17 protein-coding genes and 3 tRNA genes are annotated in these 13,145 nt (G+C 71.3%); 6 read left to right on the top strand and 14 right to left on the bottom strand.

Features of this window, described 5'->3' with window-relative positions:
* Nucleotides 1–56: 56 nt before the first annotated feature.
* From ABZ898_RS17430 to ABZ898_RS17455, 6 genes are all read right to left on the bottom strand, one after another.
* Nucleotides 57–1,112, bottom strand: coding sequence for a UDP-N-acetylmuramate dehydrogenase (locus tag ABZ898_RS17430; protein ID WP_361658896.1), 1,056 nt, complete (start codon nt 1,110–1,112; stop codon nt 57–59).
* 79 nt (nt 1,113–1,191) lie between these two features.
* Nucleotides 1,192–1,620 carry a MaoC family dehydratase gene (locus ABZ898_RS17435; protein WP_361658899.1) on the bottom strand — a complete coding sequence of 143 codons (429 nt, stop codon included), beginning with the start codon at nt 1,618–1,620 and terminating at the stop codon, nt 1,192–1,194.
* Between the two features lie 6 nt (nt 1,621–1,626).
* Nucleotides 1,627–2,079, bottom strand: coding sequence for a MaoC family dehydratase N-terminal domain-containing protein (locus tag ABZ898_RS17440; RefSeq protein WP_361658902.1), 453 nt, complete (start codon nt 2,077–2,079; stop codon nt 1,627–1,629).
* Between the two features lie 109 nt (nt 2,080–2,188).
* Nucleotides 2,189–2,353: a 50S ribosomal protein L33 gene (rpmG, locus tag ABZ898_RS17445; protein WP_018834916.1), complete on the bottom strand. Its 165-nt coding sequence runs from the start codon at nt 2,351–2,353 to the stop codon at nt 2,189–2,191.
* Between the two features lie 90 nt (nt 2,354–2,443).
* A tRNA-Met gene (locus ABZ898_RS17450) sits at nt 2,444–2,516 on the bottom strand.
* 46 nt (nt 2,517–2,562) lie between these two features.
* A tRNA-Thr gene (locus ABZ898_RS17455) sits at nt 2,563–2,635 on the bottom strand.
* Between the two features lie 230 nt (nt 2,636–2,865).
* On the opposite strand from ABZ898_RS17455, the gene ABZ898_RS17460 reads away from it, so the two are divergent.
* Both ABZ898_RS17460 and ABZ898_RS17465 read left to right on the top strand, forming a co-directional pair.
* On the top strand, nt 2,866–4,122 hold the full coding sequence (locus ABZ898_RS17460) for an amidohydrolase family protein (protein ID WP_361658905.1): 1,257 nt from the start codon (nt 2,866–2,868) through the stop codon (nt 4,120–4,122).
* Between the two features lie 114 nt (nt 4,123–4,236).
* On the top strand, nt 4,237–4,893 hold the full coding sequence (locus tag ABZ898_RS17465) for an SDR family oxidoreductase (RefSeq protein ID WP_361658907.1): 657 nt from the start codon (nt 4,237–4,239) through the stop codon (nt 4,891–4,893).
* A gap of 26 nt (nt 4,894–4,919) precedes the next feature.
* On the opposite strand, the gene ABZ898_RS17470 is transcribed toward ABZ898_RS17465, so the two are convergent.
* A complete protein-coding gene (locus tag ABZ898_RS17470) occupies nt 4,920–5,132 on the bottom strand; it encodes a hypothetical protein (protein WP_361658909.1) in 213 nt (70 codons plus the stop codon).
* 336 nt (nt 5,133–5,468) lie between these two features.
* Here ABZ898_RS17470 and ABZ898_RS17475 point away from each other — a divergent pair, with 336 nt between their 5' ends.
* On the top strand, nt 5,469–5,972 hold the full coding sequence (locus tag ABZ898_RS17475) for a lamin tail domain-containing protein (protein WP_361658911.1): 504 nt from the start codon (nt 5,469–5,471) through the stop codon (nt 5,970–5,972).
* Between the two features lie 72 nt (nt 5,973–6,044).
* Here ABZ898_RS17475 and ABZ898_RS17480 read toward each other — a convergent pair whose 3' ends face one another.
* Together ABZ898_RS17480 and ABZ898_RS17485 are read right to left on the bottom strand one after the other, a co-directional pair.
* Nucleotides 6,045–6,200 carry a hypothetical protein gene (locus tag ABZ898_RS17480; RefSeq protein WP_361658914.1) on the bottom strand — a complete coding sequence of 52 codons (156 nt, stop codon included), beginning with the start codon at nt 6,198–6,200 and terminating at the stop codon, nt 6,045–6,047.
* A 131-nt stretch (nt 6,201–6,331) separates the two neighbouring features.
* A tRNA-Tyr gene (locus tag ABZ898_RS17485) sits at nt 6,332–6,413 on the bottom strand.
* Nucleotides 6,414–6,637: 224 nt separating this feature from the next.
* Between ABZ898_RS17485 and ABZ898_RS17490 the strand changes: the two genes are divergently transcribed.
* The 3 genes from ABZ898_RS17490 (at nt 6,638) to ABZ898_RS17500 (ending at nt 8,229) form a co-directional block, all read left to right on the top strand.
* On the top strand, nt 6,638–7,126 hold the full coding sequence (locus tag ABZ898_RS17490) for a YajQ family cyclic di-GMP-binding protein (protein WP_135783670.1): 489 nt from the start codon (nt 6,638–6,640) through the stop codon (nt 7,124–7,126).
* Between the two features lie 226 nt (nt 7,127–7,352).
* Nucleotides 7,353–7,847 carry a hypothetical protein gene (locus tag ABZ898_RS17495; RefSeq protein ID WP_361658917.1) on the top strand — a complete coding sequence of 165 codons (495 nt, stop codon included), beginning with the start codon at nt 7,353–7,355 and terminating at the stop codon, nt 7,845–7,847.
* 121 nt (nt 7,848–7,968) lie between these two features.
* Nucleotides 7,969–8,229, top strand: a complete 261-nt coding sequence (locus ABZ898_RS17500; RefSeq protein ID WP_361658920.1) for a hypothetical protein — start codon at nt 7,969–7,971, stop codon at nt 8,227–8,229.
* A gap of 14 nt (nt 8,230–8,243) precedes the next feature.
* On the opposite strand, the gene ABZ898_RS17505 is transcribed toward ABZ898_RS17500, so the two are convergent.
* The 5 genes from ABZ898_RS17505 to ABZ898_RS17525 form a co-directional block, all read right to left on the bottom strand.
* Nucleotides 8,244–8,510, bottom strand: a complete 267-nt coding sequence (locus tag ABZ898_RS17505) for a GlsB/YeaQ/YmgE family stress response membrane protein (RefSeq protein ID WP_361658923.1) — start codon at nt 8,508–8,510, stop codon at nt 8,244–8,246.
* Between the two features lie 105 nt (nt 8,511–8,615).
* Complete coding sequence (locus ABZ898_RS17510) at nt 8,616–9,014, bottom strand: YccF domain-containing protein (RefSeq protein ID WP_361658926.1); 399 nt, start codon at nt 9,012–9,014, stop codon at nt 8,616–8,618.
* Nucleotides 9,011–9,874: a zinc metalloprotease HtpX gene (gene htpX, locus ABZ898_RS17515; RefSeq protein WP_361658929.1), complete on the bottom strand. Its 864-nt coding sequence runs from the start codon at nt 9,872–9,874 to the stop codon at nt 9,011–9,013. The genes ABZ898_RS17510 and htpX overlap by 4 nt, the downstream gene beginning before the upstream one ends.
* 148 nt (nt 9,875–10,022) lie before the next feature.
* On the bottom strand, nt 10,023–11,570 hold the full coding sequence (locus tag ABZ898_RS17520; RefSeq protein WP_361658932.1) for an NADH-quinone oxidoreductase subunit N: 1,548 nt from the start codon (nt 11,568–11,570) through the stop codon (nt 10,023–10,025).
* The gene (locus ABZ898_RS17525) at nt 11,567–13,141 is read right to left on the bottom strand and encodes an NADH-quinone oxidoreductase subunit M (RefSeq protein WP_361658934.1); all 1,575 of its coding nucleotides are present in this window, start codon (nt 13,139–13,141) and stop codon (nt 11,567–11,569) included. The genes ABZ898_RS17520 and ABZ898_RS17525 overlap by 4 nt, the downstream gene beginning before the upstream one ends.
* Nucleotides 13,142–13,145 lie beyond the last annotated feature (4 nt).

The raw sequence follows: 13,145 nt of genomic DNA on the forward strand, positions 1-13,145 counted from the left end.
CTAGGCCGTGTCCGCAAAGTGGCGCCTGGCTCGCGACGCCACTTCGCGGACACGCCCTAGAGGCTGACGCCCACGGTCACCGGCTCGTTGACCAGGGTCACCCCGAAGGCGTCCCGGACCCCGGCGACGACCTCGCGGGCCAGCGCGAGCAGGTCCTCGGTGGTGGCCTCGCCGCGGTTGGTGAGGGCGAGCGTGTGCTTGGTGGAGATGCGGGCGGGCCCGGTGCCGTACCCCTTGGTGAAGCCGGCCTTGTCGATCAGCCAGGCCGCCGAGGTCTTCGTACGCCCCTCCCCCGCCGGGTAGGCGGGCGGTACGGCGTCCGCGCCGAGGCGCTCGCGCACCCGGTCCTGGAAGGCGGCGAACCGCTCCTCGTCCAGGATCGGGTTGGTGAAGAAGGACCCGGCGGACCAGGTGTCGTGGTCCTCGGGGTCCAGCACCATGCCCTTGCCCGCACGCAGCTTCAGCACCGTCTCGCGGGCGGTGGCCAGCGCCACCCGGTCACCGGGCTCTACGCCCAGGACGCGCGCGGTCTCCGCGTACCGGACCGGCGCGGACAGGCCGCCCGCGTCCTCCAGCTCGAAGCGGACGCGGAGCACGACATAGCGCTCGGGGTCGGCCTTGAAGCGGCTGTGGCGGTAGGAGAAGGCGCACTCCTCGGCGGTGAGCGTGACCGTCTCGCCCTCGCGGCGGTCGTAGGCGGTCACCTCGGTGATGGTGGAGGAGACCTCCTGGCCGTACGCGCCGACGTTCTGGATCGGGGTGGCGCCGGCCGAGCCGGGGATGCCGGCCAGGCACTCGATGCCGGCGAGCCCGGCCTCGACGGTGCGGGCGACCGCGTCGGTCCAGACCTCGCCCGCGGCCAGCTCCAGGGTGGTGCCGCGCAGCTCGACACCACGGGTGGCGATGCGCAGGGCGGTGCCGTCGAAGCCCTTGTCGCCGATGACCAGGTTGGAGCCGCCGCCGACGACGAGCAGCGGGGTGCCGCTGTCGTCGGCCTCGCGGACGGCGTCGATCACCTCGGCGTCGGTGGTGGCGGTGACCAGCCGGGTCGCGGGACCGCCCAGCCGGAAGGTGGTCAGCGGGGCCAGGGGGGCGTCGTGGAGTACGTGCACGGAGGCAAGACTACGAGACGGAGGAAACGGTAAGGGGCGCCCGCCATTGCCGGACGCCCCTTACTTCTGCCGCTGTGGGTCAGGCCAGTCGTACGACCGCCCGCGACATGCCCAGCACCTTCTGGCCGGCGCTGGTGGCGACCAGGTCGACGCGGACGGTGTTGTCGTCCAGCTTGGCCGCGACCTTGGCCGAGACCTCGACCAGCGCGCCCTTGTCGTCGTCGGGCACGACGACGGGCTTGGTGAAGCGGACGCCGTACTCGACGACCGCGGCCGGGTCGCCGGTCCAGTCGGTGACGACGCGGATCGCCTCGGCCATGGTGAACATGCCGTGCGCGATGACGTCCGGCAGGCCCACCTCCTTGGCGAAGCGCTCGTTCCAGTGGATGGGGTTGAAGTCCCCGGAGGCGCCCGCGTAGCGCACGAGGGTGGCGCGGGTCACGGGGAAGGTCTGCGCCGGGAGTTCGGTGCCGACCTCGACGTCGTCGTACGCGATCTTCGCGGTCATCGCTGCTCAGACCTCCTCGGCCGCGCGGGCCACCAGCTTGGTCCAGGCGGTCACCACGTGTGCGCCGGACGCGTCGTGCACCTCACCCCGGATGTCCAGGATGTCGTTGCCCGCCATGGACTTGATGGCCTCGATGGTGGAGGTGACGGTGAGCCGGTCACCGGCGCGCACCGGGCGGGTGTAGGCGAACTTCTGGTCGCCGTGCACCACTCGGCTGTAGTCCAGGCCGAGCTGGGGGTCCTCGACGACCTGTCCGGCGGCGCGGAAGGTGATGGAGAACACGAAGGTAGGCGGCGCGATCACATCGGCGTGCCCGAACGCCTTGGCGGCCTCCGGGTCGGTGTACGCCGGGTTGGTGTCGCCCACGGCCTCGGCGAACTCGCGGATCTTCTCGCGGCCCACCTCGTAGGGCGCGGTGGGCGGGTAGGTACGCCCCACGAAGGACTGGTCGAGCGCCATGAGCCCGGTTACCTCCTGGTCTAGCGGAGTGACTGCTGGGACTTGCGGGGAAAAACGACTCGAGGCCGCCCCCCATACTGCTGGGGACGGCCTCGAGTACGAGCCTGAATTATCGCGTTTCGCGGTGCGCGGTGTGCGCATTGCAACGCGGGCAGTGCTTCTTCATCTCCATACGATCCGGGTTGTTACGCCGGTTCTTCTTGGTGATGTAGTTCCGCTCCTTGCACTCCACGCAGGCCAGCGTGATCTTCGGGCGGACGTCGGTGGCAGCCACGTGAGTGCTCCTAGGACGAACGGATGGGCTAGTTCAACGCAAGAAAGAGTAGCCGATCGAAGGACCGACCCCGCAATCGGCTACTGTCAGTAGCGGTGACCGGACTTGAACCGGTGACACAGCGATTATGAGCCGCTTGCTCTACCGACTGAGCTACACCGCTTTGATGAGATCGGCACCCGCCTTTCGACGGGTACCTCTCACACCAGAGCCCCAAAACGGAATCGAACCGTTGACCTTCTCCTTACCATGGAGACGCTCTGCCGACTGAGCTATTGGGGCGAGCGAGGAAGACATTACACGGTCCGCCGCCGTTCGCCCAAATCCGTATCCGGGCGCCCATCACGGGGCGTCTCCCGGGCCTCCGGGGCCGCTCGCGCACCACCCGGAACGCCGTGCCACGCCGGTACGACTATTGCCCTCCTCCCCGGTCCGCGCGGCCGCCGACCCTACGCTCGACGCTCTGCGCGATCTTGAGCCCTGTCCCCCGCTTCCAGGAGTCCGCGAGCCCGATGCCCGACAGCCTGCCGCCGCCGCATCCCTCACCGGACTCCCCGGGCCCCTCCGACCAGGCCGCCCTCGTGCTGTGCGGGGCGCGGCTCACCGACGGGCGGACGGTGGACGTACGGCTGGGCGGCGGCCGCATCGAGGCCGTCGGCACCGCGGGCAGCCTGGCGCGCGGACCGGCCCGCGCCGGCGCCCCGCGGGTGGACCTGCGCGGCTATCTGCTGCTCCCCGCCCCGGCCGAGCCGCACGCCCACGGCGACACCTGCCTGTCCGCCGAACCGCCCGGCCCCGCCTCGCACACCCCCGAGGACGTGCAACGCAGGGTGACGGAGGCGACCCTGCTCCAGCTCGGACACGGCGCGACGGCGGTACGCGCGCAGGTGCGGATCGGCGACGTACAGGGTCTCGGCGCGCTGGAGGCCGTGCTCCAGGCCCGCCGCTCGCTGCGCGGGCTCGCGGAACTGACCACGGTGGCGATGCCGAGGCTGCTGACCGGTCTCGCCGGGGCGGACGGGCTGGCCATGCTGCGGGACGCGGTGAAGATGGGCGCCTCCGTGGTGGGCGGCTGCCCCGACCTGGACCCCGACCCCATCGGCTATGTGGAGGCGGTGCTGGAGGTGGCCGCCGAGCAGGGCTGCCCGGTCGACCTGCACACCGACGCGGCGGACTCGGCCCGGCTCACCCGGTTCGCGGCGATGGCGGGCGGGCTGCGGCCCGGCGTGGCGCTGGGCCCCTGCGCCGCTCTGGCCCGGCTGCCCGCGGAGACGGCCCACCGTGTGGCGGACCGGCTCGCGGCGGCCGGTATCGCGGTGGTGTGCCTGCCCCAGGGCGGCTGCGCCGGCTCCGACCGCCGGGGCACCGCTCCGGTACGGCTGCTGCGCGCGGCCGGGGTGCGCGTCGCGGCGGGCAGCGGCGCCCTGCGCGACACCGCCAACCCGGTGGGCCGCGGCGACCCCTTGGAGGCGGCGTACCTCCTCGCCTCCGGCCACGGCATGCGCCCGGCCGACGCCTACGACACGGTGAGCGCGTCGGCGCGGGCGGTGCTGGGCCTGCCTCAGGTGCGGGTGGAGGCGGGGTTCCCGGCCGAGCTGCTGGCGGTGCGCGGGGACCAGCTGGCGGGGGCGCTGTCGCTGGCCTACAGCCGGATCGTCGTGCACCGGGGGCGGGTGGTGGCCCGGACCAGCGCGGTGCGGGAGTACTGCGGCTCGGCGGCCGAGGCCGACCCGGGTCTGCCCCGGCAGGGCCGCGGAAAGCTGTCGTAACAGCCGCTCTCGCTGAGGGAGTTGAGCTTTTGGCGGTGGTCCCCCGGAGGGAGGCTCTCCGCCCGGCGCGTGCTCGCGGGGCGGACGGGGTGCGCCGGGCGTACGGTCGTAGTCATGCGCATTGTCATAGCTGGAGGTCATGGTCAGATCGCGCTGCGCCTGGAGCGGCTGCTCTCGGCGCGCGGGGACGAGGTCGCGGGCATCATCCGCAAGCCGGAACAGGGGGCGGACCTGCGGGAGGCCGGCGCCGATCCGGTCCTGCTGGACCTGGAGTCCGCGTCGGTGGAGGAGGTCGCGGAGCGGCTGCGGGGCGCCGACGCGGCGGTCTTCGCGGCGGGCGCCGGCCCGGGCAGCGGTACGGCACGCAAGGAGACGGTGGACAAGGACGCGGCGGTGCTGTTCGCGGACGCGGCGGTACGGGCGGGGGTGCGCCGGTTCGTGGTGGTGTCCTCGATGGGCGCGGACCCGGCGAACTCCGGGACCGAGGTCTTCGACGTGTACCAGCGGGCCAAGGGCGAGGCGGACGCCTACGTCACCGGGCAGGACGCCCTCGACTGGACGATCCTGCGCCCCGGTTCGCTCACCGACGAGCCGGGCACGGGCCTGGTCCGGCTGGCGGCGCACACGGGCCGCGGTCCGGTCTCGCGGGACGACGTGGCGGCCGTGCTGGCGGACCTCGTGGAGTCCTCGTCGACGGCGGGGCTGACGCTGGAGCTGATCGAGGGGTCGACGCCGGTCGCGGTGGCGGTGAAGGCGGTCGCCGGGAACTGAGGGGCCCTCAATCTCCCCGGCCGGCCTCAGAACAGCGGGAGCTGGCCGGGGAAGTCGGGGACGGTGTACCCGTCCAGCGTGGGCTGGGCGGCGCCGATCTGTGCGTGGCTGCGGGAGCCCGCGCAGGACACCATCTCCTGGCTCTCCCGCGCGCCGGGCGGGTCGTGACGCGCGAAGCGCCCGGCCACGACGGCGATTTCGCGGTGGCACACGGGACAGGTTCTGCGGCGCGAGGACATGGGGTCAGTGTGCCCCGAGGGTCTGACAGTGCGACCGGAAGCCGCCCTCTCAGGTTGATCTCTGTTACTCACTTTCGGGTGACGCCCCTGGAGCGGCCGGGGTGGCGTGACCTGGCGAAACAGTGAGTCGACCCAGTGATCACAAGGGGTGTCGGCCAACTCGGGCGTCAACTCGGTGCATTTTTCCTATGAATGGACGTTACAGGCAAGAGTCACGGAAACATGACCGATCGGTAACACGGTTCACGTATCCACCACATCTCGTCCGCATCCCGGACAAGGTTGTGGATGAGCGGCCAGACGGTCGCCATCCGCACACATCTTGCAGGAGAACCTGTGACTGCTTCGTCTTCCGTGACCGCCCGTCGCCTGGCCGCCGCCGCTCTCGCTGCGGGAGCGCTCATCGGAGCGGCGGCCCTGCCGGCCACCGCCGCGGACGGCCGCTCGCACCGCGCGAACGTCGAGATCAGCCGCGTGCAGTACGACTCCCCGGGCTGGGACAACGGCTCCAACCGCTCCCTCAACAAGGAGTGGGTGGAGATCACCAACAACTCCCGCCACCGGGTGAACCTCGACGGCTGGAGGCTGACGGAGGACCGTCGCGGGGTCACCTACACGTTCCGCCACTTCAGCCTCGGCGGCCACGAGTCGGTCCGCGTCCACACGGGCGTCGGCCGTGACACCGCCCGCGACCTGTTCCAGGACCGCCGCAACTACGTCTGGGACAACCGCCGCGACACCGCGACCCTGCGCAACGACAACCGCCGCACCGTCGACAGCGTGACGTGGGGCGAGCGCGGCCACCGCGACCACGACGGCCGCGGCCACCACCGCCACTGACCCTCATGACGAGCGGCGCGGCACTCCCCTCCCCGGGGGGTGCCGCGCCGCTCGCTTGCGCTTGAACGCCTCTCAAGGCGACCCGAGTTCCGCCTCCAGCACCTCGGGCCAGACCTCCCCGGCCAGCCCGCCGGCCACGAGCAGATCCCGCCGGACGAGCCGCGCCGTGACGACGCTGTCCCCCTCGTCCGCCACCCGCCCGGAAGCCCGCCACCGGCCTCGCGCCATGCCCCGCCCCTCTCCACGCCACGTCCCCGAGGCCCCAGCGTGGGGGCCCGCCGGGGGCCCGGCAATCCCCGGACACGACAAAGGTCCCGTGACCTGCTGAACAGCAGGTCACGGGACCTTTGTTTCCCGTGTGGCGGCGCCAGGATTCGAACCTGGGAAGGCTGAGCCGGCAGATTTACAGTCTGCTCCCTTTGGCCGCTCGGGCACACCGCCGGGGGTTGCTGTCAGGGGTTCCGCCTTGGCGGTGCTCCCTGGCAACGACGTAAACAATACCTGATGCGTGGGGGTGCTCCGCCACCCGGTTGATCGCCGTCCGGGAGGGCCCGGGGTGGCTAGGCTGGTGCGGATGCGGTCCGGCAGGATGCCGGGCTCGGCGGGCCGCCGCTCCGGCGGGCGGTCCGCACGCGTTCCGCCCCCGATGCAAGGAGCCACAGGACATGGCCGACTCCAGTTTCGACATCGTCTCGAAGGTCGAGCGGCAGGAGGTCGACAACGCCCTCAACCAGACCGCCAAGGAGATCTCGCAGCGCTACGACTTCAAGGGCGTGGGCGCCTCGATCTCGTGGTCCGGCGAGAAGATCCTCATGGAGGCGAACTCCGAGGACCGGGTGAAGGCCGTGCTCGACGTCTTCGAGTCCAAGCTGATCAAGCGTGGCATCTCCCTGAAGGCGCTGGACGCGGGCGAGCCCCAGCTGTCCGGCAAGGAGTACAAGATCTTCGCGTCCATCGAGGAGGGCATCTCCCAGGACAACGCCAAGAAGGTGGCGAAGATCATCCGCGACGAGGGCCCCAAGGGCGTCAAGGCCCAGGTCCAGGGCGAGGAGCTGCGCGTCAGCTCCAAGAGCCGCGACGACCTCCAGGCCATCATCGCCCTGCTCAAGGGCAAGGACTTCGACTTCGCGCTGCAGTTCGTGAACTACCGGTGATCCGAGCGCCTCAGCAGCACCGACTCGGCCAAGGCTGAGCAGGAGGGCACGACGCGGGCGACATCGCCGAGAACCGCCAGGCGGCCGCCCGCGCCGTCCCTCGTCTTCAGGCCGTAGCCAGGTCTCTCTGGGGGCCTCTTCGAGGATGTGCGCGGTGATGCGGGGAGCGCGCCTCCGCCACTCCGTTCCCCGCCTGCGCGGTGCTGAGTACTGCCACACTCCAGCTGTGACTGACATAGCAGGGCAGTTGATCCCCGTGGCCTCCGCGCTCGCCGGCGTCGCCCTCACTCTCCTGGGCAACGTGTACGTGGAACGCAGCAAGTGGCGTCAGACTCAACGAAGTGAGCAGCGGGCCCGCGCCCTCCAATCCCTCACGGATCTCCTGCAAGCCATCACCGACATCGCGCGCACGCTCCGACAGACCGCTGAGCAGCTCGGCGAAGGCCGAGACCTCGACATGCAGGGGGTCGCGGACCGGCTCGATGAGCTCATCGGTCAGGTCCGACGCCAAGGCACGGTCGCCCGCCTCGTCGGCCCCCGCAGCGGGTTCGGCTTGATCACGACGTTGGAGGGGCAGGTAGCCCCGATCTACCGTCTGGTTTCCGAAGTCGGGCGCTCAGGAGACGGTGCCGCTCTCGTCGAGCCTGCTCGACAGTTGATGAAGACACGGGACGCCTTCATCGATCACCTGAGGAGCGCCGACGGCATGCCCGCACTGTGAAAGCCGGAGGGGCGACGGGGGCCGCGACAGCCGTAGTGAGACACCAGTGGGAATCCCGGCAGGCACCCGACCGCCCCGGCTTCCCCCGGCGGCGGGGCGCGGCATGTGCGATCGTTCCCGCATGAGCAGTGACTACGACCGTGTGCGCACCGGTATCGAGTACATGACTGCCTACGTCTCCGGGGACGAGTTCCTGACGGAGTATCTGAAGGAGCGGCGGCAGGAGGAGTCCGCGGGCACGGAGACGCTGCTGGACGGTACGGCTGCGCTGTGTGCCGCGCTGCTGCACACGCTGGCGCGGACCACGGGCCGGTCCCAGCACGAGATCCTGCAGGAGCTGGCGCGCGGCATCCACCGCAGTGAGCGGCGTTCCGAGGACTGACCCACCGGAAGGCCTCAGTCCCGCGAGTTGCCGAAGATCACCCGGTAGAGGATCAGCAGGACCAGGGAGCCGCCGATGGCGGCCGCCCAGGTCGCGCCGTCGTAGAAGTGCTGGGAGACCGGGTGGTCCAGCCAGCGCGCCGAGATCCAGCCGCCGATGAAGGCGCCCGCGACGCCGATCAGGGTGGTGCCGAGGAAGCCGCCCGGGTCGCGGCCCGGCAGCAGCAGCTTGGCGATGGCTCCGGCCAGCAGGCCGAGGATGATCCAACCGAGAATGCTCATGCCAGGAACCTGCCCTCCGGCGCCGCTTCCGCACACCCGGCCGCGTAAGAAGCGGGTGTGCCTTGTCACCTGCTTCAGACGCGGCGGGCCACGGTTCCGGTTGCCTCAGGCGACGCGCGCCCCGAACGGCTCGTCCGTGCGCACGATCTCGCGGCCCAGCGGGAGCAGGGACACCGGGATCATCTTGAAGTTGGCGACGCCGAACGGGATGCCGATGATCGTCAGGCACAGCGCGACGCCCGTGGTGATGTGCGCGAGGGCCAGCCACCACCCCGCCAGCACCAGCCAGAGCACGTTGCCGACGCACGAGGGCGCGCCCGCCTCCCTGCGCTCCACGGTGGTGTACCCGAAGGGCCACAGGGCGTAGACGCCGATACGGAAGGCGGCTATCCCGAAGGGGATGCCGATGATCGTGACGCAGAGCAGCAAGCCGGCGAGCAGGTAGCCGAGGAACAGCCAGAAGCCGCTCAGGACGAGCCAGATGATGTTCAGAAGGGTCTTCACCGGTTTCGACCTGCCATCTTCTCCAGTCGGGCGATCCGCTCGGCCATCGGCGGGTGCGTGGAGAACATCCGCGACAGTCCCTGGCCGGGGCGGAACGGGTTGGCGATCATCATGTGGCTGGCGGTCTCGATGCGCGGCTCAGGGGGCAGCGGAAGCTGCTTGGTGCCGCTCTCCAGCTTGCGCAGCGCCGACGCGAGGGCCAGCGGGTCGCCGGTCAGCTGGGCGCCGGAGGCGTCCGCCTCGTACTCCCGGGAGCGGCTGACGGCCATCTGGATCAGGGTCGCCGCGAGCGGGCCGAGGAGCATGGTCAGCAGCATGCCGATCAGACCCGGGCCCTCGTCGTCGTCCGAGCGGCCGACCGGGATCAGCCACGCGAAGTTGACCAGGAACATGATCACCGAGGCGAGGGCGCCGGCCACGGACGAGATGAGGATGTCGCGGTTGTAGACATGGCTCAGCTCATGGCCGAGGACACCGCGCAGCTCGCGGGGGTCCAGCAGGCGCAGGATGCCCTCGGTGCAGCACACGGCCGCGTGGCGCGGGTTGCGGCCGGTGGCGAAGGCGTTGGGCGCCTCCGTGGGCGAGATGTACAGCCGGGGCATCGGCTGGCGGGCCTCGGTGGAGAGCTCGCGCACGATGCGGTACAGCTCGGGCGCCTCGAACTCGCTCACCGGGCGCGCCCGCATCGCGCGCAGGGCCAGCTTGTCGCTGTTCCAGTACGCGTACGCGTTCGTGCCCAGCGCCACCAGGACGGCGACGATCAGTCCGGTACGGCCGAAGAAGCTGCCGATGACGACGATGATCGCCGACAGCGCCCCGAGGAGTACCGCGGTCCTGAGCCCGTTGTGCCGGCGGTGCACCCTGGCCCTCCCTCCAAGTCGTGCGGCGGGGAACCCCTGGGTCCAGTGGACCCTCCCGTTCTGGTCAACGCCAGGCGAAGGCCGCGAGTTCCCAGGTGGGCGCGGTGGCGCGGACGCCCGTACGAGTGAGAGGGACCGGCGCCGCGTGTCAGAAGAGGGTCGTCGAGGCGAAGCGCAGCACCAGCTCGGGCGCGCCCGAGAGGACCACGCCGACGGCTCCGGTGAGGGCGAGCGCGACGGTGAGCGGGGCGGGGACGCGGTGCCGTACGGGTTCGCCCTCGGGGGCGCGGAACAGCAGGGACGTCCACCGGAGGTAGTAGTACAGCGCGATCACGACGTTGACGGCCATGAGCACGGCGAGCCAGCCCAGTCCGGCGTCCACGGCCGCGGAGAACACCGTGACCTTGGCGAACAGCCCGATGACGCCGGGCGGGAGTCCGGCCAGGCAGAGCAGGAAGAAGGCCAGCAGGACGGCGGTGACGGGGTTGGTGGCGTACAGGCCGCGGTAGTCGCTGATCCGGTTGAGCCCCTTGGTACGGCCCACCAGGGCGGCGACCGCGAAGGCGCCGAGGTTCACGGCGGCGTACATCAGGGCGTAGGCGACGGTGGAGCCGATCGCCTTCTCGCCGCCCCCGGTGTACCCGGCGGCCGCGATCGGCACCAGGAGGTAGCCGGCCTGGCCCACGGAGGACCAGGCGAGCAGGCGTACGGCGCTGTACGCGCGCGTGGCGCTCTGCCGCAGGGCGCCGGCGTTGCCCGCGGTCATGGTGAGCGCGGCCAGGACGGCGAGGGCGGGGCCCCAGATGCCGGCGTAGGACGGGAAGGCGATCACGGTGACGAGGATCAGGCCGGAGAAGCCGACCGCCTTGCCGACGACCGAGAGGTACGCGGCGACGGGCAGGGGCGCGCCCACATAGGTCTCGGGGACCCAGAAGTGGAAGGGCACGGCGGCCGTCTTGAACGCGAAGCCGATCAGGGTGAGGACCACGCCGGTCTGCACCAGGGTGTGGAGCTGGCCGTCGGTCTGCGGGAGACGCCGGGCGATCTCGGTGAGGTGCAGGGTGCCGGTGGCGGCGTAGACGAAGCTGACGCCCATCAGGCTGACGGCGGTGGCGGTGACCGAGGAGAGGAAGAACTTCAGGGCCGCCTCGGCCGAGCGCGCCTCGCCGTGCCGGATGCCGACGAGCGCGAAGGCGGGCAGGGAGGCGACCTCCAGGGCGACGATCAGGGTGGCGAGGTCGCGGGAGGCGGGCAGCAGGGCGGCACCGGCCGCCGAGGAGAGCAGCAGGAACCAGAACTCCCCCGCCGGGACACGCCGCCGGTCGTCCTTGACGGCCGTCACGGACAGCAGGGCCGCCAGCAGGGCGCCGCCGAGGACGAGGAACTGGATGACCACGGTGAAGCGGTCGGCGGTGTAGCTGCACGCGCGCGTGGAGCCGGTCAGGCAGAAGGTGGCTCGGTCGCCGTCCAGCAGCGGCAGCAGCATGAGCGCGGCGGCGGCCAGGCCGGCGACGGAGAGCCGTCCCAGGAGGGGCTTGCGGCGCTCGGGCAGGAACAGGTCGGTGACGAGCACGGCGAGGGCCGTGACGGCGGCGATGACGGGGGGCGCGATGGCGAGCCAGTCGACGGACTGGATCAGCGCGGGCACCGCCGGTGCGGCCAGGTGCTCCACCGTGGACTGGGCCAGGGCGCTCATCGGGTGCCTCCTGCGAGGAGCTGCTGCACGGCCGGGTCACTGAGGCCGAGCAGGGCCCTGGGCCAGAGTCCGGCGAGGACGGTGAGGACGACGAGCGGGGTCCAGGCGGCGAACTCGTAACCGCGTACGTCGGCGAGTTCGGGCAGGTCCTGGCGCGGGTCGCCCATGCAGACGCGGCGGACCACGACCAGCAGGTACGCGGCGGTCAGCAGGGTGCCGAAGGCCGCGACGGCCAGGAAGACGAGGTAGGCGGCCCGGCTGAGCCCGGCGGCGGGCTGGAACGCGCCGAACAGGGCCAGCATCTCGCCCCAGAACCCGGCGAGTCCGGGCAGCCCGAGCGAGGCGACGGCGCCGAAGGCGAGCAGCCCGCCGAGCCGCGGGGCCCTTCCGTACAGGGCGCCCCCGCTATGCGCGGCCAGGGTGTCGAGGTCGGTGCTGCCGGTGCGGTCCTTCAGCGCGCCGACCAGGAAGAACAGCAGGCCGGTGATGAGGCCGTGGGCGATGTTGGCGAACAGCGCGCCGTTCACGCCGGTCGGGGTCATGGTGGAGATGCCGAGCAGCACGAAGCCCATGTGGCCGACCGAGGAGTACGCGATCAGCCGCTTCAGGTCGCCCTTGGCACCCCGCCTGGCCAGAGAGAGACAGGCCAGGGACCCGTAGATGATCCCGACGACGGCGAGCGCGGCGAGGTACGGCGCGAAGACCCGGAAACCGTCCGGCGCGACCGGGAGCAGGATGCGGACGAACCCGTACGTGCCCATCTTCAGCAGGACGCCGGCGAGCAGCACCGAGCCGACGGTCGGGGCGGCGGTGTGGGCGTCCGGCAGCCAGCTGTGCAGGGGCCACATCGGCGCCTTCACCGCGAGCCCGATCCCGATCGCCAGAACGGCGATGACCTGCACGGATGTGGTCAGTGACCGGCCGTTGTCAGTGGCGAGTGCCACCATGTCGAATGTGCCCGCTTCTGTCCCGATCAGGAGCAGGCCGAGCAGCATGATCACGGAGCCGAGCAGCGTGTACAGGATGAACTTCCACGCGGCGCGGGCCCGGCCCTCGCCGCCCCAGCGGGCGATGAGGAAGTACATCGGGATCAGCACGGTCTCGAAGGCCAGGAAGAAGAGGACGAGGTCGAGCACGGCGAAGGAGGCGAGGGTGCCGCCTTCGAGCAGCAGGACCAGGGCGGTGAACGCCTTCGGGGAGGGCCCCGCGGGCGGCTTGAAGTAGGAGTACAGCGCGCAGAGGAAGGTCAGCAGCGCGGTCAGCAGGAGAAGGGGGAGGGAGATGCCGTCGATGCCGAGGTGGACGCGCACGTGGAGTGCGGGAATCCAGCTGATGTCGGTCGTGGCCTGCATCTTCGAGGGGTGGTCGTGGTCGAAGCCGAGCGCGAGGACGATCGCGGCGACGAGGACCACGCCGGTCACGGTCACGCCGTGCCGGAGCACGGCCTGGCCGGGGGACTTGCCCTTCAGTCCGGGCGGGGCCGGCAGGAGGGCGGCGGCCGCGCCGAGGAGCGGCACGGCGACGACGAACGCCAGAAGGAACTGCATCACTGATTCGCTGATACCGATCACGCCC

The sequence above is a fragment of the Streptomyces sp. NPDC046860 genome (genome assembly GCF_040645115.1).
Classification (GTDB): Bacteria; Actinomycetota; Actinomycetes; order Streptomycetales; family Streptomycetaceae; genus Streptomyces.

Excerpts from the sequence above, each read along its gene's own strand:
- ABZ898_RS17490 (WP_135783670.1), top strand. The coding sequence starts at position 6,638 with ATGGCCGACTCCAGTTTCGACATCGTCTCGAAGGTCGAGCGGCAGGAG.
- ABZ898_RS17505 (WP_361658923.1), bottom strand. The coding sequence starts at position 8,510 with ATGAGCATTCTCGGTTGGATCATCCTCGGCCTGCTGGCCGGAGCCATC.
- ABZ898_RS17480 (WP_361658914.1), bottom strand. The coding sequence starts at position 6,200 with ATGGCGCGAGGCCGGTGGCGGGCTTCCGGGCGGGTGGCGGACGAGGGG.
- ABZ898_RS17465 (WP_361658907.1), top strand. The coding sequence starts at position 4,237 with ATGCGCATTGTCATAGCTGGAGGTCATGGTCAGATCGCGCTGCGCCTG.
- ABZ898_RS17520 (WP_361658932.1), bottom strand. The coding sequence starts at position 11,570 with ATGAGCGCCCTGGCCCAGTCCACGGTGGAGCACCTGGCCGCACCGGCG.
- ABZ898_RS17460 (WP_361658905.1), top strand. The coding sequence starts at position 2,866 with ATGCCCGACAGCCTGCCGCCGCCGCATCCCTCACCGGACTCCCCGGGC.
- ABZ898_RS17470 (WP_361658909.1), bottom strand. The coding sequence starts at position 5,132 with ATGTCCTCGCGCCGCAGAACCTGTCCCGTGTGCCACCGCGAAATCGCC.
- ABZ898_RS17440 (WP_361658902.1), bottom strand. The coding sequence starts at position 2,079 with ATGGCGCTCGACCAGTCCTTCGTGGGGCGTACCTACCCGCCCACCGCG.
- ABZ898_RS17435 (WP_361658899.1), bottom strand. The coding sequence starts at position 1,620 with ATGACCGCGAAGATCGCGTACGACGACGTCGAGGTCGGCACCGAACTC.
- ABZ898_RS17500 (WP_361658920.1), top strand. The coding sequence starts at position 7,969 with ATGAGCAGTGACTACGACCGTGTGCGCACCGGTATCGAGTACATGACT.